The organism is Ruegeria sp. C6 (assembly GCF_056537625.1).
In genome coordinates, this window is sequence record NZ_JBQFRW010000001.1 from 69167 (window position 1) to 89956 (window position 20790).

Sequence of the window (20790 nt, forward strand, 5' to 3'; positions counted from 1 at the left end):
AGGCGCCGATTGAAGCTGGGCTCGGAGCCAAAGGTATGAATCTGGAAATCACGCTTGAGGATGATCGCTGGCGCGGGCTGGAGCCTTTGGCCACGCGCGCAATTGCTGCTGTTCTGGAGTATTGCGATCTTGAGGCGGATCAATGCGAAATCAGCTTGCTGGGCTGCGATGATGCACGGATCGCTGAATTGAATGCTGAATTTCGTGAAAAATCCACGCCGACCAACGTCCTCAGCTGGCCTGCCGAAGAACTGGCCCCGGATCGGGCGGGAGACACTCCGCCGGCTCCGCAACCTGACTTTACTGGCGAAATCGTGCTGGGCGACATTGCGATCTCTTATGACACCTGCGCGCGCGAAGCAGCTGAAGCCGGCAAAAGCACCGACGATCACGTGACGCATCTGATCGTTCACGGTACACTACATTTGCTGGGGTATGATCACATTCGTGACCTCGACGCCACTTTGATGGAAAGGGTCGAGGTCGAGATACTTGGCAAACTGGGTATAGATGACCCATATAATGTATGACATGGGCACCTTTGCCCGATCATTTGGAACAGGATAATGGGCGAAACAGACGGCAGTTCTAGGGCGGCGCATGGCGCGCATTCTCAGAACAGCAGCAATGACAGCGACGAAAGAGGCGGGCTTTTTTCTCGCCTCATCGACGTATTTTCTTCTCAGGGCGAAGAGACCAGCCAGCTAAACGGGGCAGAGGTCGTCAGCGCTCAGCCAAGGGGCATGATCAACCTGCGCAGAATGCGGGTCGAAGATGTTGCGATCCCAACAGCCGAAATCGTATCGGTCCCCTCGACAACCCCGAAAGACGAACTTGTCCAGATTTTCCGCGACAGCGGCTTGTCACGCATTCCGGTTTACGATGGCACTTTGGATACGCCCTTGGGGTTTGTGCATCTCAGGGACTTTGCGCTGACCCATGGCTTTAACGGCAACTCCTCCGAGTTCGATCTGAGGTCGATGCTGCGGACATTGCTGTTCGTGCCACCATCGATGCCAATTGGCGTTTTGCTGACCAAGATGCAGACAGAACGTCGCCATATGGCTCTGGTGATCGATGAATACGGTGGAGTCGATGGTTTGCTGACTATCGAAGATCTGATTGAACAGGTTGTCGGAGAAATCGCCGACGAACATGATGCCGACGAAGATCAGTTATGGATACAAGAGAAACCCGGCTGCTACGTGGTTCAGGCGCGCGTACCACTTGAAGAGTTCGAGGCCGAGATTGGCCGCTCTCTGACCAGCCACGAAGATGTAGACGAAGAAGAGATCGACACATTGGGCGGTTTGGTCTTCATGCTCTCGGGGCGGGTTCCGGCGCGTGGTGAGGTTGTATGCCACCCCGAAGGTCCCGAGTTCGAGGTCATTGACGCAGACCCGCGCCGCATAAAACGGTTGCGTGTCATGCTGCCGGATATTGTTGCATGAACCCTGCCGAGGGGTGGCCCTTTTGGCTGCGATTGGTGCTGGCGGCGCTGTTGGGTGTCGCAGCGGCCAGTGGTCAGGCACCATTGGGATATTGGCCAATAAGCTTGCTGTCGCTGGTGCTGATAGCGCCGTTGTATCTGAGCACTGAGACAAATCGTCGAGCGGGTTTGCTGGGTTGGGTCTTCGCAACGGGCTATTTTGCGCACGCATTAAGCTGGATAATCGAGCCGTTTCTGGTTGATGTCCAACGCCATGCGTGGATGGCCCCTTTTGCTCTGATCTTTTTGTCAGGCGGGTTGGCCTTGTTCTGGGCGTTGGCCTTCGGTGTTTCGAAGCGCATCGGTGGAGCGCCCGTCTTGCAGGGGGCTTTGCTGTCTGTAACGCTGGCGCTGGTCGAGTTTGCGCGTGGCTACATTCTGACCGGATTTCCTTGGGCAGGCATCGCGCAGATTTGGGTGGATACGCCATTTGCCCAGACTCTGTCACTTGTCGGCCCCTATGGTTTGGGGGCGCTGACACTGCTTGCCACAGTGCCATTGGGCGCAGCCTTGTTCAGCAATCGTACCCGAAGCGGCATCGTTGTACCGATCGCGTTGACCGCAGGCTGTGCGGTATTGGCTTTGATCTATGCAGCGAACCGACCTCCAGTCATGCCCTCTGGTCATATCGTGCGGCTGATTCAACCCAATGCACCCCAGGACCAGAAATGGGATCCTGCCTATGCGTCAGTGTTTTTCGCACGCCAACTTGAATTCACAGCGGCCGAGCCCCGCCCGGACCTGATCGTCTGGCCGGAAACCTCGGTCCCGGCATGGCTGGGCAGCGCACAGTCCTATCTTTCAGCCATTGGCGAAGCGGCACAGGGCACCCCGGTGATCCTGGGCATTCAGCGTGCAGATGGGCAGCAGATTTATAACTCGATGATCTATCTAAATGAGGAGGGTCAGCAAGACGGGCTATACGATAAACATCACTTGGTGCCCTTTGGGGAATATGTGCCATTTGGTGAAGTGATGGCAAGGTTCGGCATCTACGGGATGGCCGCAACCACAGGGAATGGCTTTAGCGCGGGACCGGGTGCCGCATTGATGGATGTAGGCGTGCTGGGCAAGGCGCTGCCGCTGATCTGCTACGAGGCGGTTTTCACGCAGGATATTTTATCCGCGCCGGATCGTGCGGATTTTCTTTTGCAGATTACAAACGACGCTTGGTTCGGAACGCGTTCCGGCCCGTATCAGCACCTCGCCCAGGCGCAGATGCGTGCAATCGAACAAGGCCTGCCGATGTTGCGCTCGGCCAATACCGGAGTTTCGGCAATGATTGACCCAGCGGGGCAGATCACCGAGGCGCTGGCGCTTGGGCAGGCGGGGTTTATCGACGCCGAATTGCCGCGCCCACAAACTCCGACCGTTTATTCCCGAATTGGTGATAGTCCGGTATTAGTAGCTCTATTGGTGCTATTCGCGCTGCTATGGCGACACACCCGGCGCGTAAACGACCAAATTCCGATTGACCCTGTCAAACGCTAAGCGTATTCGGTCGCACGCCTGTCACAACGGCTTCCTGACGTGGTGGGGTAAACTTAATGGAGCACATTCATGTCCCGACAGAATTATATTTTTACTTCGGAATCCGTTTCCGAAGGGCACCCGGATAAGGTCTGCGATCGTATTTCCGATGCAGTACTAGACGCATTCCTGCGCGAAGAACCCGAGGCCCGCGTGGCCTGTGAAACATTTGCCACTACCGATCGTGTGGTTATTGGCGGCGAAGTGGGTCTGTCGGATCAGGACAAGCTGCATGATTATATGGCGCATATCGACGATATCGCGCGGGCATGTATCAAAGATATCGGCTACGAGCAGGACAAGTTTCACCACGAAACCGTCGAAGTGACGAACCTGTTGCACGAGCAGTCGGCTCATATCGCGCAAGGCGTGGATGCTGCCGATAACAAAGACGAAGGTGCAGGCGATCAGGGCATCATGTTCGGCTATGCCACGACCGAGACGCCAGCGCTTATGCCTGCACCGATCCAATACTCGCATGCTATCCTTCGCCGTCTCGCTGAAGTTCGCAAAAATGGCAGTGAACCCGCCCTTGGCCCGGATGCAAAATCACAGTTGTCTGTTATCTATCGCGACGGCACGCCAGTCGGTGTCAGCTCAATCGTGCTGTCGACGCAGCACATGGATGAGGCGCTGACCTCGGGTGATATTCGCGCCATTGTCGAGCCCTATATCCGTGAAACCCTCCCTGACGGCTGGCTGACCGCCGAAACCGAATGGCACGTGAATCCCACCGGCAAGTTCGTCATCGGCGGTCCGGATGGTGATGCGGGTCTGACCGGTCGCAAGATCATCGTCGACACTTATGGCGGTGCAGCACCTCACGGTGGTGGCGCATTCTCGGGCAAAGATCCAACCAAGGTGGACCGCTCGGCGGCTTATGCAGCGCGTTATCTGGCCAAGAATGTCGTTGCTGCAGGGATGGCAGAGCGCTGCACCATTCAGTTGAGTTATGCGATTGGGGTGTCAAAGCCCCTATCGATCTATGCCGACACGCATGGAACTGGCCAGATTGCCGATGCAGTGATCGAAAAAGCAGTTGGGCAGGTGATGGACCTGACTCCGCGCGGAATTCGCCAACATCTGCAACTCAACAAGCCGATTTATCAGAGGACCGCTGCTTATGGCCACTTTGGTCGTGAACCCGATGCGGACGGCGGATTCAGCTGGGAGCGCACCGATCTAGTGGACGCGCTGAAACAGGCGGTCTGATCAAAAAATTAGAAAAACGCGCCGGTTTCGGCGCGTTTTTTGCAAGTCGGCGACCACTTGCAACAATTTCAGCCCCGCAGTAAGGGCTGCGCCATGAGTACAAAGACCCCACAACGCCCGCGCAGAAATTTTTATGGCCGCTTTAAGGGCAAAACCCTGAAGCCCAGTCAAAAGACTTATCTGTCGGAAGATCTTGCTGCCTTGTCCCCCGGTGCGGTGGATTGGGACGGTAATCCTGAACGCGATCCGCTTGATCTCGACGGTCTATTCAGAGGCAAGCCTGTTTGGCTTGAGGTCGGCTTTGGCGGCGGTGAGCATCTGGTGCATCAGGCTCAGCAAAACCCGGATATCGGCATCATCGGAGCCGAACCCTATATCAATGGTGTTGCGATGCTGTTGGGTAAAATCCGTCAGGCCGGTGTTGAAAACCTTGCCGTACATCCCGGGGACGCGCGAGACTTGTTCGACGTTTTGCCAGAAGCCAGCATATCGCGCGCTTTTCTGCTCTATCCCGATCCATGGCCCAAAACACGGCATCACCGCCGTCGGTTTGTCACACCTGAACACCTGGAGCCCTTGGCGCGCGCGTTAAAGCCAGGGTCGATCTTTCGCGTTGCCACAGACATCCCTGACTATGTGCGCCAAACGCTGGAAGAGGTGCCGCGGGCGGGCTTCGAATGGCTGGCCGAGCGCCCCGCCGACTGGCGTGAGCCGTGGGATGACTGGATTTCCACGCGCTACGAACAGAAGGCGCTGCGCGAAGGCCGTACACCCCATTACCTGACCTTCCGCCGCAAAGACTGATTGTCGCTGGACCAACCGGCCCCAATTCGCTAATCGGCCTGAGGACTGATAGCGAAAACAGGAGCCCCCATGTCCGGACACGGCACGCCCATCCCGATGACGTCGCAGCCTTGCGGCCCGCTGACAGGCACCGCAGAGGTGCCCGGGGACAAGTCGATCTCGCACCGGTCCCTGATCCTGGGGGCAATGGCTGTGGGAGAAACCAAGATATCGGGCCTGCTGGAAGGCGAGGACGTATTGGACACCGCTAAGGCCATGCGTGCCTTTGGAGCCGAAGTAACGGATCATGGCGGTGGCGAATGGTCGGTGCATGGCGTAGGCGTTGGTGGTTTTTCCGAACCAGATCAGGTAATCGATTGTGGCAATTCGGGCACTGGCGTGCGCCTGATCATGGGGGCGATGGCGACTTCTCCGATCACAGCGACCTTCACCGGAGATGCGAGCCTGAACAAACGTCCGATGGCGCGGGTCACCGATCCGCTGGCGCTGTTCGGAACGCAATCTGTCGGCCGAGACGGTGGACGTCTGCCGATGACCATTGTCGGAGCTGCGGACCCCACCCCGGTGCGCTATGAGGTGCCTGTGCCTTCGGCGCAGGTGAAATCCGCCGTTCTGCTGGCAGGGCTGAACGCTCCCGGCAAGACCATCGTGATCGAGAAGGAAGCGACCCGCGATCATTCCGAACGGATGCTTGCGGGCTTTGGTGCCGAAATCACGGTCGAGGACACGGATGAAGGGCGCGTTATCACGCTGACCGGTCGGCCCGAGCTGAAGCCACAAGTCATCGCCGTGCCGCGCGACCCGTCCAGTGCGGCCTTCCCCGTCTGTGCCGCACTGATCACACCGGGCTCGGACGTGTTGGTCCCCGGTATCGGCCTGAACCCGACCCGCGCAGGCCTGTTCACCACGCTGCGCGAAATGGGTGCCGATCTGACCTACGAAAACGAGCGCGAAGAGGGGGGTGAACCGGTTGCCGATCTGCGTGCAAAATACTCGCCCAACATGGAGGGGATCAACGTCCCGCCCGCGCGCGCGGCGTCGATGATCGATGAATACCCGGTGCTGTCTGTTGTGGCCGCAAATGCGACGGGCACAACAATGATGGGCGGCGTGAAAGAACTGCGCGTCAAGGAAAGTGACCGGATCGACGCAATGGCCCGTGGCCTGCGCGCCAACGGTGTGACCGTGAACGAGGGTGACGAATGGTGGTCAGTCGACGGTCTCGGCATCGGCGGTGTGCCCGGTGGTGGGACCTGCGAAAGCTTCTTGGACCACCGCATTGCCATGTCGTTCATGGTCATGGGGATGGGGGCTAAAAAGGCGGTTTCGGTGGATGACGGCGGACCGATCGCAACGTCGTTCCCGATTTTTGAGCCTTTGATGGCCGCGCTCGGTGCCAAGGTCGAGCGTACATGAGATTCACCGTAGCTATCGACGGCCCTGCGGCGGCGGGCAAGGGGACGATTTCCAAGGGCGTTGCTGCGCATTTCGGGTTTGCGCATCTGGATACCGGTCTTCTCTATCGCGCGGTGGGGCGTCGTATGCTGCAAGGTGACGAACCGGTTGCAGCGGCAGGGTCCCTGACAGCAGAAGAATTGCAGCAGGGTGATCTGCGTACGGCTGAGATCGCACAAGCGGCCTCGAAAGTTGCGGTCATTCCTGAAGTTCGAAGTGCACTCGTTGATTTTCAGCGGGGGTTTGCCCGTCGCGCCGGAGGCGCCGTGCTGGACGGGCGCGATATTGGAACCGTGATTTGCCCAAAAGCTGAGGTCAAACTGTTTGTCACCGCCAGCCCCGAAGTCCGGGCGGAACGGCGATATCTTGAGCTTTCGGCCAAAGGTTCGGACGTGTCACGCGAACAGGTGCTCGCGGATGTCAAAGAGCGTGACGCACGTGACGCGGATCGCAGCACCGCACCGATGAAACCTGCAGATGACGCCGTGCAGCTTGATACGTCAAACCTGAGCATTGAGGCCGCGCTGGCACGGGCGCTCGAAACAATTGAACAGAACCTGCCCGCAGCCTGAAGTGGATGCGGACAGGTGTCCGTTAACTACAATTCACCAACTGCGATGCTCTTGATGTTGGTCCACTGGTCATCTGCGGTTTTAGCGGTGCCGGTGACGTCTTTCAGGAAAGCAGCGCGGGTATCAGCATTCAGGAACAGATACAGCTTGCCGTCTGCGATCAGGTACTGATCCGGGTCGCCGTCGAACTTTTTGCCAACAGACACCCCGAACGAACAATAGCCACCGTGCTGGGGCAAGTAAGCCGCCGGATTGGCCTCGAACGCTTCAAGGTTTTCCGCGCTGGTGAAGTAATAGGATGCGCCGTCATAAGTCGCCGAATGATTGGCGAAGCCTTCGACCGGATTGCCATTGTTGACAAGCGCGACCAGATCGACGCCATGGGCTGCCAGGGGTGCACCAGCCGCCGACAGGCCTTTGGAGACGTTGATTTCGTCTGCGGCAAAAGCCGGAGCTGCCAGGGCCAGAGTTGCGGCTAATGCAGTAAGTGCGAGCGATTTCATAGTAGAGGTCCTTTCCCTTTTTGGTTCAAGGCTCGGGTCCGCCCCAAGCCGATGTAACTAAGTTAGAAAAGGTTCTTCGGACGGGTAATCGCAGATAGGTCATGATACTTTGCAGATCGTTCATAGATCAGGGCGTTTTGCAAAAACTGTTCACATAGCTTTGTTTGGCCACCTGTCCGATGGCCGCCTAAGCTTGTTGGACAACCGTAGGAGTGGCCCATGATCAGACTAGCCCTGTTTTTGTTCTTCCTTGCAGGTAGCGTAGCTGCGCAGCAATCAGACGCGCCGGTGCCCGAGGCCGAACCTCCGATGACTTACGAGCGTTTGGGAAAAATCATCTTTGCGCTAGATCCCGAGGCGCAACCGATCGGGCCGGGGTTTGAGTTGACGATATCTGATGTGACGGTGCTGGTTGTCACCGATACCAATGCTGACCGCATGCGGGCGATGGTCGCGATCGGCAGTGCTGCGGATTTGTCGCCAGCCGATTTGCAACGGATGATGCAGGCAAATTTCGACAGCACGCTGGATGCGCGTTATGCGATCGCAAATGGCACCTTATGGGCTGCGTTCATTCACCCGCTTTCGCTGTTGCAAAGGGATCAGTTGATCTCGGGGCTGGCCCAGACTGTGAATATCGCCAACACCTATGGCACATTGTACACCGGTGGCGCGGCGGAATTCGGAGGGGGCGACAGCCATGATCTGCAGCGTGAGTTGATCGAAGAACTACTTAAAAAGGGTGAGGAAATCTAACACTCCGCTAAAACAGGTGCGCAGCCAGAAATCTGACGATGAATGTGCCTGCGGTCCTTGGCGTCATAGGCTCTAGCTGGATGCTGGAAAGCTGTTATAGTCCTTCCACAGCTAAATAAGGGAAAGCTGCTACGAAATCCCCAACACTCAAAAAAGGGGGAAGCAGCTAATAATTCCCAAGCCAACAGGGACAAAAAAATATGAATAATCGTTTGCGTAAGATCACCATCGTGGGTGGTGGTACGGCAGGTTGGATGACTGCGCTCATCCTGGACATGGTGTTCTCCCGCACGTCAGCACCCAAGGATCGCCCACGCATTTGCTTGATCGAAAGCCCCAACATCTCGACTGTGGGTGTCGGTGAAGCGACGGTGCCGCGTATGCCGGTCACGCTCCGTCAGGCGGGCATATCAGAGCGGGATTTCTTCCGCGAAACCAACGCATCGTTCAAGTTGGGAGTTAAGTTCTGCAATTGGAACAACGACGCCAAGGGCAATCGGATCGACTACGTAAACCCGTTTGCCCATGGTCAATTGCTGGAGGGATTGGAGGCTGCCGAGTATTTTCTGCGTTTTGGTAACGGGGATCGGGATTTCACGCAGTCAATCTCACCGCATGATGATCTGGCCCGGTTGTGCAAGGGTGCGCGTCCTTTGGGTGCACCTGAATTCGAGCAGCGGTTTGGCTATGCTTATCATCTGGATGCCGTGAAGTTTGCGGGCATGCTAACAAAGGTCTGCGCCAAGCGCGGCGTAGAGCATATTCAAGACGAAGTGCAATCGGTCGAATTGGACGAGCAGGGCAATGTCAGTCACCTGATGTTAGAGCGCAAGGGACGCCATGACATTGAGATGGTCATAGATTGCACCGGCTTCCGGGGGCTAATCATCAATCAAGCGCTGGGCGAGCCGTTCATGGACTATTCGGACTATCTGCCCAACGACCGCGCCATGGCCTTGCAGATCGAGCACCCTAACCCCGAAAAGATCGAAAGCGTTACACGCTCGACCGCGCTTGGTGCAGGTTGGACGTGGCGTGTGCCACTCTACAACCGTGTCGGTACGGGGTATGTGTATTCATCGGCGCATCGCACGGATGATCAGGCGGCGGACGAATATCTTGAGTGGTTGGGCGACAGCGGCAAGGGGCTGACACCGCGCGTGATCCCCATGCGTGTTGGTCGTGTACGCAATGCCTGGGTTAAGAACTGCTTGGCGATCGGTTTGTCTGGTGGATTTATCGAACCGCTTGAAAGTACCGCGATCCACATGATCGATCACGCGATCCGCTGGTTTGCCGAGCATCTGCCGACCCGCGATATCGAGCCCGCGCTGCGCAACCGATATAACCGGCAGATGAACAAGCTTTATGACGAGGTACTGGATTTTATCTGCCTGCACTACCGGTTGGGTAACCGCACCGATGATCAATATTGGATCGACGCCCGCACCGAGATGAAGATTCCGGATCGGTTGGCCGAGAACCTTGAGCTGTGGCAGCATCGTCTGCCGATGGAACACGATATCGAGTTTGCGACGCTGTTCAATTTCCGCGTCTATCAGACGGTTCTTCTGGGCAAACAGGTGTATGATACGGGCTATGGCGAAGGTATCCGTGATCGTCTGCGACCGCTGAAGAAACCGATTTGGTTCCAGTGGTGGAAGGGGGCAAAAATGGACCTTGCGCAGATCCTCAAGACCATGCCGGATCACAAAACCCTGCTGCGAGATATCCGGGGCGAGTTGGAGAAGCCTGCCTTTGGCAAGGCCGCAATGGGGCAGCCGACTGTCGCAATGCCGGGCGCGAAACCGGCACCCGTGGTGATCGAGAACATGCCAAACCTCGCTGAGATTCAAAGCGGCAAGAAGGATCTGCAACTGTTCTAGCGCCGCATGGTATCATTAGGCAGAACTGACATAGAAGGCCGGGGATCGGATCGCGTTTGCTTCGATGCCCGGACCCGATGTTCGGATTTTGTGGGATTGGCCAGTGTTTAAGGGCTTTGCTCTTGCACATGACACGGAATCCGCCTATACGCGCGCTGTCTGAACAAGGGCGGTTAACGTCCGGATGACGTATCTGAGCAGGGCCGGGTTACCTCGGCCCTTTGTGTTTGTTAGCTCGGGCGCGTTCTGGATCACGCATTCAGGCATCATGAAACAAGACCGGCGGAGACAACCGCTCGGCCAGCAAAAACGTTATGTAAAGGAAAACAACGCCACATGGCTAACGCATCCATGGAGGAATTCGAAGCCCTCCTGAATGAAAGCTTCGAAATGGACACGCCCGAAGAGGGTTCTGTTGTCAAAGGCAAGGTTCTGGCGATCGAAGCCGGCCAAGCCATCATCGACGTAGGCTACAAAATGGAAGGCCGCGTTGATCTGAAAGAATTCGCAAATCCCGGCGAAGCCCCTGAAATCGCTGTAGGCGACGAGGTCGAAGTGTACCTGCGCGCTGCAGAAAACGCCCGTGGCGAAGCCGTCATCTCGCGCGAGATGGCCCGCCGTGAAGAGGCATGGGACCGTCTGGAAAAAGCATATGCCGACGACCAGCGCGTCGAAGGTGCAATCTTTGGTCGCGTCAAAGGTGGCTTCACCGTCGATCTGGGTGGCGCAGTTGCGTTCCTGCCCGGCTCGCAGGTTGACGTTCGCCCCGTGCGCGACGCTGGCCCGCTGATGGGTCTGAAGCAGCCGTTCCAGATTCTGAAAATGGACCGCCGCCGTGGCAACATCGTTGTTTCGCGTCGCGCTATCCTGGAAGAATCGCGTGCCGAACAGCGTGCCGAAGTCATCGGCAACCTGTCCGAAGGTCAGACCGTCGAGGGTGTCGTCAAGAACATCACCGAATACGGTGCATTCGTTGATCTGGGCGGCGTTGACGGCCTGCTGCACGTCACCGACATGGCATGGCGCCGTGTGAACCACCCGTCCGAGATCCTGACGATCGGCGAAACCATCAAGGTTCAGGTCATCAAGATCAACAAAGAGACCCACCGCATCAGCCTGGGCATGAAGCAGCTGCAGGAAGATCCGTGGGATCTGGTTGCTGCGAAATACCCGCTGGGCTCGGTCCATCAGGGTCGCGTCACCAACATCACCGACTACGGCGCGTTCGTCGAGCTGGAAGCCGGTGTCGAAGGTCTGGTTCACGTGTCCGAGATGTCCTGGACCAAGAAAAACGTCCACCCCGGCAAGATCGTTTCGACCAGCCAGGAAGTCGACGTCATGGTTCTGGAAATCGACGGCGCCAAGCGTCGCGTGTCTCTGGGCCTGAAGCAGACCCAGCGCAACCCATGGGAAGTGTTTGCAGAAACGCACCCCGAGGGCACCGAGGTCGAAGGCGAAGTCAAGAACATCACCGAATTCGGTCTGTTCATTGGCCTCGAAGGCGACATCGACGGCATGGTTCACCTTTCCGACCTGTCCTGGGACGAGCGTGGCGAAGATGCGATCCAGAACTACCGCAAAGGCGACATGGTTTCGGCCGTCGTCTCGGAAGTTGACGTTGAGAAAGAGCGTATCTCGCTGTCGATCAAAGCCCTGGGCGGTGACAAGTTCGCTGAAGCCGTGGGCGGCGTGAAGCGTGGTTCGGTCATCACCGTCGAAGTGACCGCGATCGAAGATGGCGGCATCGAGGTCGAGTACGAAGGCATGAAGTCGTTCATCCGTCGTTCGGACCTATCGCGTGACCGTGCTGAGCAGCGCCCCGAGCGTTTCTCGGTCGGCGACAAGGTCGACGTCCGCGTCACCAACGTCGACAGCAAGACCCGTCGTTTGGGCCTGTCGATCAAGGCACGCGAGATCGCCGAAGAGAAAGAGGCCGTGGAACAGTACGGTTCTTCCGACTCGGGCGCGTCGCTGGGCGATATCCTGGGTGCAGCACTGAAGTCGGGCGACTAATTCCGGGGCGTATCCCAAACATGAAATTCGGCCTCGCACCATGGTGCGGGGCCGTTTTTGTTGCGAATCAATATCTTCCAAATAGTCGGCTTAATTTGCCTATCGTTCGCGCATGAAGTGTGGAAATCAGGCCAACGGGCAAAAATTCGCGTGAGATTGTCGCAAAATGCCGCCTTTGCTGGCAGAGTATCCGTTCCCCCGATCCGGGTTTTTTCCTATACTGTCAGAACAATAGGCTTGTCACATCGTCCGCCTGGGAGGGTATTGCGTATGATCCGTTCAGAATTGATTCAGAAAATTGCCGACGAAAACCCGCATCTCTATCAACGCGACGTCGAGCGGATCGTGAATACCGTTTTTGAAGAAGTGACCGACGCCATGGCACGCGGCGACCGCGTAGAGCTGCGCGGTTTCGGCGCGTTTTCGGTGAAAAAGCGTGACGCACGTGTAGGCCGCAATCCTCGCACTGGTGAGACTGTGCAGGTTGAAGAAAAATGTGTTCCATTTTTCAAAACTGGCAAGTTGCTAAGGGACCGTTTGAACGGTAAAGCCTAGCCTCATGATGCGCTACATTCGTTATGCTTTTCTGGCTGCATTGGGGATCGTTCTGGTCTCGGTTTCGCTGGCCAATCGCCAAATTGTTGAACTTAAGCTTATGCCGGATGCTTTGTCCGAGTTGCTGGGGTTCAACCTGTCAACCTCCTTGCCGCTGTTTCTGGTCGTGCTGGGTGGGGTTGTTGCCGGCCTGGTCATCGGCTTCCTGTGGGAATGGCTGCGCGAGCATAAACACCGCAAGGATGTGACCGTGAAGCAAGGCGAAGTGCGCAAGCTTGAGCGTGAAGTTAAGAAGCTCAAGAAAAAGCAGAATGAAGGTCAGGATGATGTGCTGGCCATTCTGGATGAGGCAAGCTGAGGCCCTACGATGCCCGCTGATATCCGAGTTAAAATCTGCGGCCTGACCGCCCCTGACCACGTGCGCGCTGCTGTGGATGCGGGCGCGGGTTATGTTGGTTTTGTGTTTTTCCCCAAATCCCCGCGGCATGTTGAGCCCCAGACAGCTGCGACATTGGCACAGGAGGTGCCCGCGGGCGTCGCCAAGGTGGCGCTGACAGTGAATGCGACGGACGAGGATCTGGACCACATTCTTTCGATCGTGCCTCTGGATATGTTGCAACTGCATGGCAAAGAAAGTCCTGAGCGTGTGCAGCAAGTGCGAGACCACTTCGGCCTGCCAGTAATGAAGGCCATTGGTGTGGCCGAGGCCGAAGACCTCGCGGCCATCGATCTCTATTCAGATGTGGCGGATCAGCTGTTGATCGACGCAAAGCCACCGCGAAACGCGGAGCTGCCTGGTGGTAACGGTTTGTCTTTTGATTGGCGCCTGCTGGCAGGTCGTAAATACTGGCGTAGGCCATGGATGCTGGCCGGAGGTCTGACCCCTGACAATGTCGCAGAAGCGGTGCGAATGACCGGCGCACAGCAGGTGGATGTCTCATCCGGCGTCGAAAGCTCTCCGGGTGTCAAGGATGCCGGGCTGATCCGCGCCTTTATCGACGCGGCAAGTTGATCTGATCTGCACGAACCTGCGTATCTCCTCAAAATGGGGGAGAGCATGCTGGCAGTGATCGGCGGAGTTTCACTTAAACGATGGTATCACGGGCCCGAGTTCTTCTGGCGCGCTCATCAATCCTTGCGGCAGGCACGCGGTGACGCGCTGTGCCTGCATGCCGAGGTATTTGTGCGTCAAGGCTGTTATTTTTCATACACAGTCTGGCATGATGTCGAAGCTATGCTGACATTCGCATATTCCGGCCCTCATCGCCGTGTAGTACGCGCGTCGACCCGTCTGGCCGATATCAATGTGTTCTGTCAATTTCCCTGCATTGCTGTTCCAAGTCGAGTTCAGGCACTTCAGGTGTGGGAACAGCGCGCTCAGGCGGCGGAATGATACGTTTTGCGATGGCAAATCACTCCATCACCTCCTATGAACATCGGGTACGACGAGGGAGACTTCCATGGCCAACGATCTTTTTAATTCCTTCATGTCCGGCCCCGATGAACAAGGCCGCTTTGGCATCTTCGGCGGGCGCTTTGTCAGCGAAACGCTGATGCCGCTGATCCTGTCACTGGAAGAGGAATATGACAAAGCCAAGGATGACCCCACATTTTGGGCCGAGATGGACGATCTGTGGGCAAACTACGTGGGTCGCCCTTCGCCGCTCTACTACGCGGAACGCCTGACCGAACATCTGGGCGGCGCAAAGATTTACTTGAAGCGTGACGAACTGAACCACACCGGCGCGCATAAGATCAACAATGTGCTGGGCCAGATCATTCTGGCGCGGCGCATGGGAAAGACCCGGATCATCGCCGAGACCGGGGCAGGGCAGCACGGCGTGGCCACAGCCACCGTCTGCGCCAAATTCGGCCTGAAGTGCATTGTCTACATGGGTGCCCATGACGTTCAGCGCCAGGCCCCGAACGTGTTCCGTATGCGCCTGTTGGGAGCCGAAGTGATCCCGGTAACATCCGGCAGGGGTACGCTGAAAGATGCGATGAACGACGCTCTGCGCGACTGGGTGACCAATGTGCGCGATACCTTTTACTGCATCGGCACCGTTGCTGGCCCGCATCCTTACCCGGCGATGGTACGCGACTTCCAGTCGATCATCGGCAAGGAAGCCAAGGAACAGATGCAAAAGGCCGAGGGCCGTTTGCCCGACACCATCATCGCCGCCATCGGAGGTGGTTCGAATGCGATGGGCCTGTTCTACCCGTTCCTCGACGACAAGGATGTGAATATCATCGGTGTTGAAGCGGGCGGCAAGGGGGTTAACGAGAAGATGGAGCATTGCGCCTCATTGACCGGAGGTCGTCCGGGCGTGCTGCACGGCAACCGCACTTATCTGCTGCAGGATGATGATGGGCAGATTCTCGAAGGCTATTCGATCTCGGCCGGTCTGGACTATCCGGGCATTGGCCCCGAGCATTCCTGGCTGCACGACATCGGTCGCGCCAACTATGTCTCGATCACGGATAAAGAAGCGCTTGAAGCGTTCCAGTTGTGCTGCGCCACCGAAGGTATCATCCCTGCGCTGGAGCCCTGCCATGCGCTGGCGCATGTTATGAAAATCGCGCCGGAATTGCCCAAGGACCACCTGATCTGCATGAATATGTGTGGCCGGGGGGATAAAGATGTGCAGACCGTCGCACGGTACCTGAACTTTGATATGTCGGATACCGAAGGTCGCGCAGCGGACTGATTAGGCCTAACAGGCTTTGCGCCTTTGAGGAACTGTGCCAGTTTGCATTGCATGTGCAGTGTTTCCTCAAAGGCCGGACCCGACCGACTTGACCAGAAATACGATCAGGCCGCCCCGAGCTGGGCAGACAAGATGCGTCTGCTGGGGTATTTCGATGCCTATCTGGGTTTTCTGTCCTCGGACCCGCAGGTCGAATTGGGCCGTAACGCACTGGATATCGGGTGCGGTACGGGAGCCTTTGCCGAAGCACGCGCCGTGATCCGGCGCGAAGGGCATGTGACGCTTTTGGAACCTTCGGCCCGAATGCTGCAACTGGCAGGGTCAGCGTTGCAACGGCGCGGTGGAAACGCCGAGACTGTCCAATCGCGCTTGGAAGAGTTCCATCCGGCATCCCGTTTTGACTGCCTGTTGGCTGCGCATGTTCTGGAGCATTGCGTTGATCCGATAGATGCTTTGCGCCGCATGCGCGATCTGGCTGAACCGGGTGCAACGCTTTGGTTGGTAGTCAGCAAGCCACATTGGTGTAATGCGATCATCTGGTTCCAATGGCGGCACCGAACCTATCGACCGGATATTGTGGCGGAGATGCTCGCGCGTTCGGGCTGGGATCTGCAGGCCGAGCATGGCTTTCCAACCGGGCCGCCGTCGCGCACGTCTCGCGGATATCGGGCGATCGCCATCTAGTGCTCGTCTTCAGCGCGCTGCATTTTTAGAATATGGAGAGGTACGATATCCAGCGCCCTCTGGTGCGTGGCTTCAAGGTGCACCTTGGGCGCGCATCCCTCGTCATGGGCTTGCAAAAAGCGCCCCGCACACAAGCACCAGCGATCACCGGGTTTGAGCCCGGGAAAATCGAATTCGGGCCGGGGCGTGCTAAGGTCGTTTCCGACATATTTTGAATAGGCCAGAAATTCGGCCGTCATCACGGCGCAAACCGTATGGCTTCCCTGATCCTCGGGGCAGGTGTTGCAGGCGCCATCGCGAAAGAAACCGGTTAACGGTGTGCGCGAGCAAGGCGCGAGCACGCCGCCCAGAACATTGATGCTGTCTTGCTTCTGCATGATGGTATCTTACAGGCTTCGCGCAATTTTGCGGAACATTTCTATGTTTTGCTCACCGACACCGGGATCGCGGAACTTCCGGTCTGCGCCCGTCGTGACAATCAGAACACCACGTGGCTGGTCGAAGTAAATGTACTGCCCATACACGCCCCGCGCCATGAATTCACCTTCATGGGCACCGATCGGGATCCACCATTGATAGCCATACCCTATCTTGCCCGGTTCGGTCGGTGCGCTTGGCCAAGTAGCGGCGTCGATCCAATCCGCGGGTACAATCTGCCGTCCATCGCGTTCGCCATCCTGCAAAATCAACTGCCCGAACCGGGCAAAATCGCGCGTTGTGAAGTTGAGACCACCCAGAACAAATGCAACGCCTGCTCCATCGGTGATGTAGTAGCCTTCTCGCTCCAATCCCAGCGGTGTGATCACTTTCTCGGTCAGTAACGCTGCAACGCTGCGTCCTGTTGCCCCCCGGATGACCATTCCGATCACATGAGTATCGATCGACACATATTGCCACGTTTCACCCGGCGCGACGAAACTGTCCTTCAACGAAGCCGCGAAGTCGTCCAGTTCACCTCCCAGCGCCACGACGCGGCCCATGCGATTGATGTCGGAATTATAGTCCAGATAATCCTCGTCAAAGGTCACGCCGCTGGCCATGTTCAACACGTTGCGGATCGTGGCGGTCTCATAGGCGCTGCCCTTGAGGTCGGGTGCGTATTGTACAACCGGATCGTCGAGCGAATTGATCGCGCCTTCATCCAGCAAAATACCGAACACGGCAGACAAATAGCTTTTAGCAATTGACCAGGAGATCCTGCGATCATCCGGCCCGGTGCCCAGATAGTATTCTTCGAAACGAATTTCTCCGTCCTGCATCACCAACAGGGATGTTACCGAGCGATCTTCGATCCACTGGTCTGTTCCATCGGGAAGATCGAAGCCAAGCCCATACGGCAGCTCCCAGGTCGGGCCATTGCCACGCGGCAGAGTGACCGTCAGAAAGGCTTCGTCCATATTCGAAAAGTTGTGGACGATCTTTTCTTCTGAAAACAGCGAATTCACCGCCATCAGGCGCTGGATTTCCTCGCGTTTCCAAAATCCGACAACCGCCGCTGCCAATGCCAAGGTCAACAGGATACGCAGCAGCCATCTGAGCGCTGTTTTCATTCGTCACCTCCCTTTGCCTCTGACATTGGACTTTGGCCTGAGGCTTTGCGCAAGCGCAACGTTGCGGAATGATTATCTGAATTTATCCAGCAGCTTTTGCATGGCCGAACGCTCATCGGGCGCTGAAACGGCTTCGGCGGCAGCTTTGGGGGGCGTTTCAGGTTTAGTGGGCTGCTTCGATGATCTGGGTGGAGCAGTGCGCAGTGCAACGGCATTCATGAATTTCCCGCTTTCGTCATCGGCAAGATAAGTGGCACCGTCCGAGACGCCGCGCAGCACGTCATCCAGCCAGTCCGCATCCGCCTTTGCAAAGTCGCTTAGAACATAAGGCGAGACCATTTCTTTGCGGCCCGGATGACCGATACCCAGCCGCACGCGATCATAGGCCGGGCTGATATGGTCGTGGATCGACCGCAACCCGTTATGGCCTGCGTGGCCACCGCCTGCCTTAACGCGCACTTTACCGGGTGCCAAGTCCAGCTCATCATGGAAGACGGTCACGTCCGTCGAGTCGAGCTTGTAGAAGCGCATTGCCTCTCCCACTGACTGGCCAGAGCGGTTCATGAAGGTTTGCGGCTTGACTAGCAGCACTTTCTGGCCGCCTAGACGTCCTTCGGCAATTTCCGCCTGGAACTTGGACTTCCATGGACCAAACCCGTGATCTTGGGCAATTCGCTCTAACGCCATGAAGCCGATATTGTGCCGGTTGCGAGCGTATTTTGATCCCGGATTTCCCAAACCGACAAACAGTTTCATCGCTTTGTCCCTTACAGTCTCGCGTCGTTATCTCATTGCATGGATCAGGGGATGTTTTCCAGCCCCGTACACGCAAAAGAAAACGGGGCCCCAGAAGGCGCCCCGTTTCAAATCTGGATTTGATCCGGATTTATTCTTCTTCCTGGCCGATGACTTCAACTTCATCTGCAGCCACTTCTTCCTCATCACCCTCTTCGTCGTCGCTGGTCGACAGACCGGTGGGTGCCGAGACGTTGGCGATCACGAAGTCACGATCGATGGTGGGCTTGGTGCCTTCGGGCAGCACAACCGAAGAGATGGTGACAACGTCGTTGATTTCCATGCCAGTAAGATCAACAGTGATCTTCTCAGGAATGTCACCGGCTGTGCAGAGCAGTTCAACCTCGGGGCGGACAACGGTCAGAACGCCACCTTTTTTGATACCGGGGGCTTCTTCTTCGTTGATGAATTCAACGGGGATGAACAGCGCGATCTTGGTGGTCCGACGCAGGCGCATCAGGTCCAGGTGGGTCGGCAGGTCTTTGACAACGTCACGCTGGACATCGCGGCAGATGACGCGCACGTCTTCGTGACCTTCGACTTTCAGGTTCCACAGGGTCGACTTGAACCGGCCTGCTTTCAGGCGCTTGAACAGTACGTTGAACGGGATCTGGATCGGCAGCGGCTCTTTGTCGCCACCAAAAACAATGCCCGGAACCATGCCATCGCGGCGTGCTTGACGAGCGGCGCCCTTGCCTGTCCCCGTCCGTTCCAGAGCTACGAGATCAGGAATCTCTCCAGCCATGATAATTCTCCAATGTTAGGGCGGGCATCCTCCAAGGCTGTATGCCCGCGTGAAGCCGCGTCCTTAGCTTGATTCAGTTGGTTTGGAAAGGGCTTTTTGTAGTCCGAGGAATTTTGCGAGGCTCTGCCTCGCGCTCCGAGGTATTTACGGCCAGATGAAGGACGGATCCTCTGCTTCATCTGGCTGCAAGTACCTTGAACGAGACACTCAATGGGCGACCATGCGGCGTCTCCATCTACGTGGGAGGCGTAGGATCAAGCCTGCCAGCGACCGCCAAAGTCTTCGGGGACCAGAAGATTGTGGCGTCCAAGATCGGCTACGTTACGTTCACCGCAAAGTGCCATCGTTGTATCGAGCTCTTTCTGGATCACTTCCAATGCCGTTGTCACGCCTTTCTGACCCATTGCACCCAGCCCATAGACAAAGGCGCGACCAATAAAGGTGCCTTTGGCCCCAAGCGCCAGAGCTTTCAGCACGTCTTGCCCTGAACGGATGCCGCTATCCAGATGCACTTCGACATCACTGCCGACGGCATCCATGATCTCGGGCAGAACCCGGATCGAGCTGAGCGCACCATCCAGCTGCCGTCCACCATGGTTTGAGACAACAATTGCATCTGCGCCCAGCTTGGCAGCCATTTTGGCATCCTCGGCATCGAGTATGCCCTTAAGGATCACCTTGCCGCCCCATTGTTCCATCAGCTTCTCGACTTTGCCCCAGTCGAGGCTGGGATCGAATTGCTCGGCGGTCCATGTGCCGAGCGAGCGTGTATCTGTGATGCTATCGACATGACCGACGATATTCCCGAATTCTCGGCGCTTGGCACCTAGCATCTCGATGCCCCAGGCCCATTTCGTCATCAGGTTGGCGATGGTCTTGGGGGTCAGCTTTGGCGGCGCAGATAGGCCATTCTTCAGGTCCTTGTGTCGTTGGCCAAGGATTTGCAGATCAAGCGTAATAACAAGGGCCGAGCATTTCGCATCCTTCGCGCGCTGGATAAGTCGCCCGACATAGTCCTGATCTTTCATAGTGTAGAGCTGAAACCAGAAAGGGGCCGAAGTGTTTTCAGCAACATCTTCGATCGAATTGATCGACATGGTCGACAGTGTGAAGGGTACACCAAAGGCTTCGGCGGCTTTGGCCGCTTTGATCTCGCCATCCGCGTGTTGCATTCCTGTCAGACCTACCGGAGCCAATGCAACGGGCATGGATACATCTTGCCCGATCATCTGCGATGCGGTCGAGCGCCCTGTCATGTCTACGGCGACCCGTTGGCGCAGGCGGATATCTTCGAAATCCGACGTGTTCTCGCGGAAGGTTTGTTCGGTCCAGCTGCCGCTTTCTGCATAGTCAAAAAACATGCGGGGAACGCGACGCTCATAGATCCGTTTGAGGTCTTCGATATTGGTAATGACTGGCATTGATCAGGCTCTCGCAGGATTGGTTAAGTTTCTTTACCAATTATTTTGAAACACTGCAATGCCCGCTTGCTGCGGTTGGTTGCCGCGTGGTCAAAACAAAAAACACCGCAGT

The 20790-nt window shown here is 56.9% G+C and carries 22 protein-coding genes and 1 riboswitch; of the genes, 16 read left to right on the forward strand and 6 right to left on the reverse strand.

Annotated elements, in window-relative coordinates:
- Positions 1-35: 35 nt before the first annotated feature.
- The 7 genes from ybeY (at position 36) to cmk (ending at position 7062) form a co-directional block, all read left to right on the forward strand.
- Positions 36-530 carry an rRNA maturation RNase YbeY gene (gene ybeY / locus ACR0MJ_RS00320; protein WP_170404552.1) on the forward strand — a complete coding sequence of 165 codons (495 nt, stop codon included), beginning with the start codon at positions 36-38 and terminating at the stop codon, positions 528-530.
- 36 nt (positions 531-566) lie between these two features.
- The gene (locus ACR0MJ_RS00325) at positions 567-1451 is read left to right on the forward strand and encodes a hemolysin family protein (RefSeq protein ID WP_170397541.1); all 885 of its coding nucleotides are present in this window, start codon (positions 567-569) and stop codon (positions 1449-1451) included.
- Positions 1448-2980, forward strand: coding sequence for an apolipoprotein N-acyltransferase (lnt, locus tag ACR0MJ_RS00330; RefSeq protein WP_480758366.1), 1533 nt, complete (start codon positions 1448-1450; stop codon positions 2978-2980). The genes ACR0MJ_RS00325 and lnt overlap by 4 nt, the downstream gene beginning before the upstream one ends.
- Positions 2981-2995: 15 nt before the next feature.
- A riboswitch (SAM-SAH riboswitch) is annotated at positions 2996-3044 on the forward strand.
- Between the two features lie 5 nt (positions 3045-3049).
- Positions 3050-4231 carry a methionine adenosyltransferase gene (gene metK, locus ACR0MJ_RS00335; protein WP_480561127.1) on the forward strand — a complete coding sequence of 394 codons (1182 nt, stop codon included), beginning with the start codon at positions 3050-3052 and terminating at the stop codon, positions 4229-4231.
- A 93-nt stretch (positions 4232-4324) separates the two neighbouring features.
- The gene (gene trmB, locus ACR0MJ_RS00340) at positions 4325-5035 is read left to right on the forward strand and encodes a tRNA (guanosine(46)-N7)-methyltransferase TrmB (protein WP_170511477.1); all 711 of its coding nucleotides are present in this window, start codon (positions 4325-4327) and stop codon (positions 5033-5035) included.
- Between the two features lie 69 nt (positions 5036-5104).
- On the forward strand, positions 5105-6451 hold the full coding sequence (gene aroA / locus ACR0MJ_RS00345; protein ID WP_480758371.1) for a 3-phosphoshikimate 1-carboxyvinyltransferase: 1347 nt from the start codon (positions 5105-5107) through the stop codon (positions 6449-6451).
- Entirely contained in the window at positions 6448-7062 is a 615-nt protein-coding gene (gene cmk, locus ACR0MJ_RS00350; protein WP_480758373.1) for a (d)CMP kinase, read from the forward strand. The genes aroA and cmk overlap by 4 nt, the downstream gene beginning before the upstream one ends.
- 26 nt (positions 7063-7088) lie before the next feature.
- Here cmk and ACR0MJ_RS00355 read toward each other — a convergent pair whose 3' ends face one another.
- Positions 7089-7565, reverse strand: coding sequence for a YHS domain-containing (seleno)protein (locus tag ACR0MJ_RS00355; RefSeq protein ID WP_170424393.1), 477 nt, complete (start codon positions 7563-7565; stop codon positions 7089-7091).
- Positions 7566-7784: 219 nt separating this feature from the next.
- Here ACR0MJ_RS00355 and ACR0MJ_RS00360 point away from each other — a divergent pair, with 219 nt between their 5' ends.
- From ACR0MJ_RS00360 to ACR0MJ_RS00400, 9 genes are all read left to right on the forward strand, one after another.
- Positions 7785-8321, forward strand: coding sequence for a hypothetical protein (locus ACR0MJ_RS00360; RefSeq protein WP_170397520.1), 537 nt, complete (start codon positions 7785-7787; stop codon positions 8319-8321).
- A 200-nt stretch (positions 8322-8521) separates the two neighbouring features.
- A complete protein-coding gene (locus ACR0MJ_RS00365; RefSeq protein ID WP_170404526.1) occupies positions 8522-10207 on the forward strand; it encodes a tryptophan halogenase family protein in 1686 nt (561 codons plus the stop codon).
- A gap of 336 nt (positions 10208-10543) precedes the next feature.
- Positions 10544-12220 (forward strand): 30S ribosomal protein S1, encoded by a 1677-nt coding sequence (rpsA, locus tag ACR0MJ_RS00370; RefSeq protein WP_039532111.1) that lies wholly within the window; start codon positions 10544-10546, stop codon positions 12218-12220.
- A gap of 270 nt (positions 12221-12490) precedes the next feature.
- On the forward strand, positions 12491-12775 hold the full coding sequence (ihfB, locus tag ACR0MJ_RS00375) for an integration host factor subunit beta (protein WP_050603110.1): 285 nt from the start codon (positions 12491-12493) through the stop codon (positions 12773-12775).
- A 7-nt stretch (positions 12776-12782) separates the two neighbouring features.
- Positions 12783-13133 carry a LapA family protein gene (locus tag ACR0MJ_RS00380; RefSeq protein WP_170397774.1) on the forward strand — a complete coding sequence of 117 codons (351 nt, stop codon included), beginning with the start codon at positions 12783-12785 and terminating at the stop codon, positions 13131-13133.
- A 9-nt stretch (positions 13134-13142) separates the two neighbouring features.
- Positions 13143-13787 (forward strand): phosphoribosylanthranilate isomerase, encoded by a 645-nt coding sequence (locus ACR0MJ_RS00385; protein ID WP_170424387.1) that lies wholly within the window; start codon positions 13143-13145, stop codon positions 13785-13787.
- A 45-nt stretch (positions 13788-13832) separates the two neighbouring features.
- A complete protein-coding gene (locus tag ACR0MJ_RS00390; protein ID WP_170424385.1) occupies positions 13833-14168 on the forward strand; it encodes a hypothetical protein in 336 nt (111 codons plus the stop codon).
- 67 nt (positions 14169-14235) lie between these two features.
- A complete protein-coding gene (gene trpB / locus ACR0MJ_RS00395) occupies positions 14236-15483 on the forward strand; it encodes a tryptophan synthase subunit beta (RefSeq protein WP_170397508.1) in 1248 nt (415 codons plus the stop codon).
- A gap of 51 nt (positions 15484-15534) precedes the next feature.
- Positions 15535-16167 (forward strand): class I SAM-dependent methyltransferase, encoded by a 633-nt coding sequence (locus tag ACR0MJ_RS00400; RefSeq protein ID WP_170404514.1) that lies wholly within the window; start codon positions 15535-15537, stop codon positions 16165-16167.
- Here ACR0MJ_RS00400 and ACR0MJ_RS00405 read toward each other — a convergent pair.
- The 5 genes from ACR0MJ_RS00405 to ACR0MJ_RS00425 all read right to left on the reverse strand — a co-directional run bounded on the left by ACR0MJ_RS00405 (position 16164) and on the right by ACR0MJ_RS00425 (position 20678).
- The gene (locus ACR0MJ_RS00405; RefSeq protein ID WP_170511469.1) at positions 16164-16544 is read right to left on the reverse strand and encodes a DUF2237 domain-containing protein; all 381 of its coding nucleotides are present in this window, start codon (positions 16542-16544) and stop codon (positions 16164-16166) included. The two genes, ACR0MJ_RS00400 and ACR0MJ_RS00405, sit on opposite strands and share 4 nt — an antisense overlap.
- A gap of 9 nt (positions 16545-16553) precedes the next feature.
- Positions 16554-17717, reverse strand: coding sequence for a serine hydrolase domain-containing protein (locus ACR0MJ_RS00410; protein ID WP_480758377.1), 1164 nt, complete (start codon positions 17715-17717; stop codon positions 16554-16556).
- Between the two features lie 72 nt (positions 17718-17789).
- The gene (gene pth, locus ACR0MJ_RS00415; RefSeq protein WP_170511466.1) at positions 17790-18473 is read right to left on the reverse strand and encodes an aminoacyl-tRNA hydrolase; all 684 of its coding nucleotides are present in this window, start codon (positions 18471-18473) and stop codon (positions 17790-17792) included.
- A 130-nt stretch (positions 18474-18603) separates the two neighbouring features.
- A complete protein-coding gene (locus ACR0MJ_RS00420) occupies positions 18604-19257 on the reverse strand; it encodes a 50S ribosomal protein L25/general stress protein Ctc (protein WP_170397494.1) in 654 nt (217 codons plus the stop codon).
- Positions 19258-19511: 254 nt separating this feature from the next.
- On the reverse strand, positions 19512-20678 hold the full coding sequence (locus ACR0MJ_RS00425) for an alpha-hydroxy acid oxidase (protein ID WP_170397492.1): 1167 nt from the start codon (positions 20676-20678) through the stop codon (positions 19512-19514).
- Positions 20679-20790 lie beyond the last annotated feature (112 nt).

Excerpts from the sequence above, each read along its gene's own strand:
- ACR0MJ_RS00400 (WP_170404514.1), top strand. The coding sequence starts at position 15,535 with ATGTGCAGTGTTTCCTCAAAGGCCGGACCCGACCGACTTGACCAGAAA.
- ACR0MJ_RS00380 (WP_170397774.1), top strand. The coding sequence starts at position 12,783 with ATGCGCTACATTCGTTATGCTTTTCTGGCTGCATTGGGGATCGTTCTG.
- ihfB (WP_050603110.1), top strand. The coding sequence starts at position 12,491 with ATGATCCGTTCAGAATTGATTCAGAAAATTGCCGACGAAAACCCGCAT.
- ACR0MJ_RS00360 (WP_170397520.1), top strand. The coding sequence starts at position 7,785 with ATGATCAGACTAGCCCTGTTTTTGTTCTTCCTTGCAGGTAGCGTAGCT.
- ACR0MJ_RS00385 (WP_170424387.1), top strand. The coding sequence starts at position 13,143 with ATGCCCGCTGATATCCGAGTTAAAATCTGCGGCCTGACCGCCCCTGAC.
- rpsA (WP_039532111.1), top strand. The coding sequence starts at position 10,544 with ATGGCTAACGCATCCATGGAGGAATTCGAAGCCCTCCTGAATGAAAGC.
- ACR0MJ_RS00325 (WP_170397541.1), top strand. The coding sequence starts at position 567 with ATGGGCGAAACAGACGGCAGTTCTAGGGCGGCGCATGGCGCGCATTCT.
- ACR0MJ_RS00425 (WP_170397492.1), bottom strand. The coding sequence starts at position 20,678 with ATGCCAGTCATTACCAATATCGAAGACCTCAAACGGATCTATGAGCGT.
- ACR0MJ_RS00355 (WP_170424393.1), bottom strand. The coding sequence starts at position 7,565 with ATGAAATCGCTCGCACTTACTGCATTAGCCGCAACTCTGGCCCTGGCA.
- ACR0MJ_RS00405 (WP_170511469.1), bottom strand. The coding sequence starts at position 16,544 with ATGCAGAAGCAAGACAGCATCAATGTTCTGGGCGGCGTGCTCGCGCCT.
- aroA (WP_480758371.1), top strand. The coding sequence starts at position 5,105 with ATGTCCGGACACGGCACGCCCATCCCGATGACGTCGCAGCCTTGCGGC.
- ACR0MJ_RS00420 (WP_170397494.1), bottom strand. The coding sequence starts at position 19,257 with ATGGCTGGAGAGATTCCTGATCTCGTAGCTCTGGAACGGACGGGGACA.
- trpB (WP_170397508.1), top strand. The coding sequence starts at position 14,236 with ATGGCCAACGATCTTTTTAATTCCTTCATGTCCGGCCCCGATGAACAA.
- ACR0MJ_RS00365 (WP_170404526.1), top strand. The coding sequence starts at position 8,522 with ATGAATAATCGTTTGCGTAAGATCACCATCGTGGGTGGTGGTACGGCA.
- ACR0MJ_RS00390 (WP_170424385.1), top strand. The coding sequence starts at position 13,833 with ATGCTGGCAGTGATCGGCGGAGTTTCACTTAAACGATGGTATCACGGG.
- ybeY (WP_170404552.1), top strand. The coding sequence starts at position 36 with ATGAATCTGGAAATCACGCTTGAGGATGATCGCTGGCGCGGGCTGGAG.
- metK (WP_480561127.1), top strand. The coding sequence starts at position 3,050 with ATGTCCCGACAGAATTATATTTTTACTTCGGAATCCGTTTCCGAAGGG.
- lnt (WP_480758366.1), top strand. The coding sequence starts at position 1,448 with ATGAACCCTGCCGAGGGGTGGCCCTTTTGGCTGCGATTGGTGCTGGCG.
- ACR0MJ_RS00410 (WP_480758377.1), bottom strand. The coding sequence starts at position 17,717 with ATGAAAACAGCGCTCAGATGGCTGCTGCGTATCCTGTTGACCTTGGCA.
- cmk (WP_480758373.1), top strand. The coding sequence starts at position 6,448 with ATGAGATTCACCGTAGCTATCGACGGCCCTGCGGCGGCGGGCAAGGGG.
- trmB (WP_170511477.1), top strand. The coding sequence starts at position 4,325 with ATGAGTACAAAGACCCCACAACGCCCGCGCAGAAATTTTTATGGCCGC.
- pth (WP_170511466.1), bottom strand. The coding sequence starts at position 18,473 with ATGAAACTGTTTGTCGGTTTGGGAAATCCGGGATCAAAATACGCTCGC.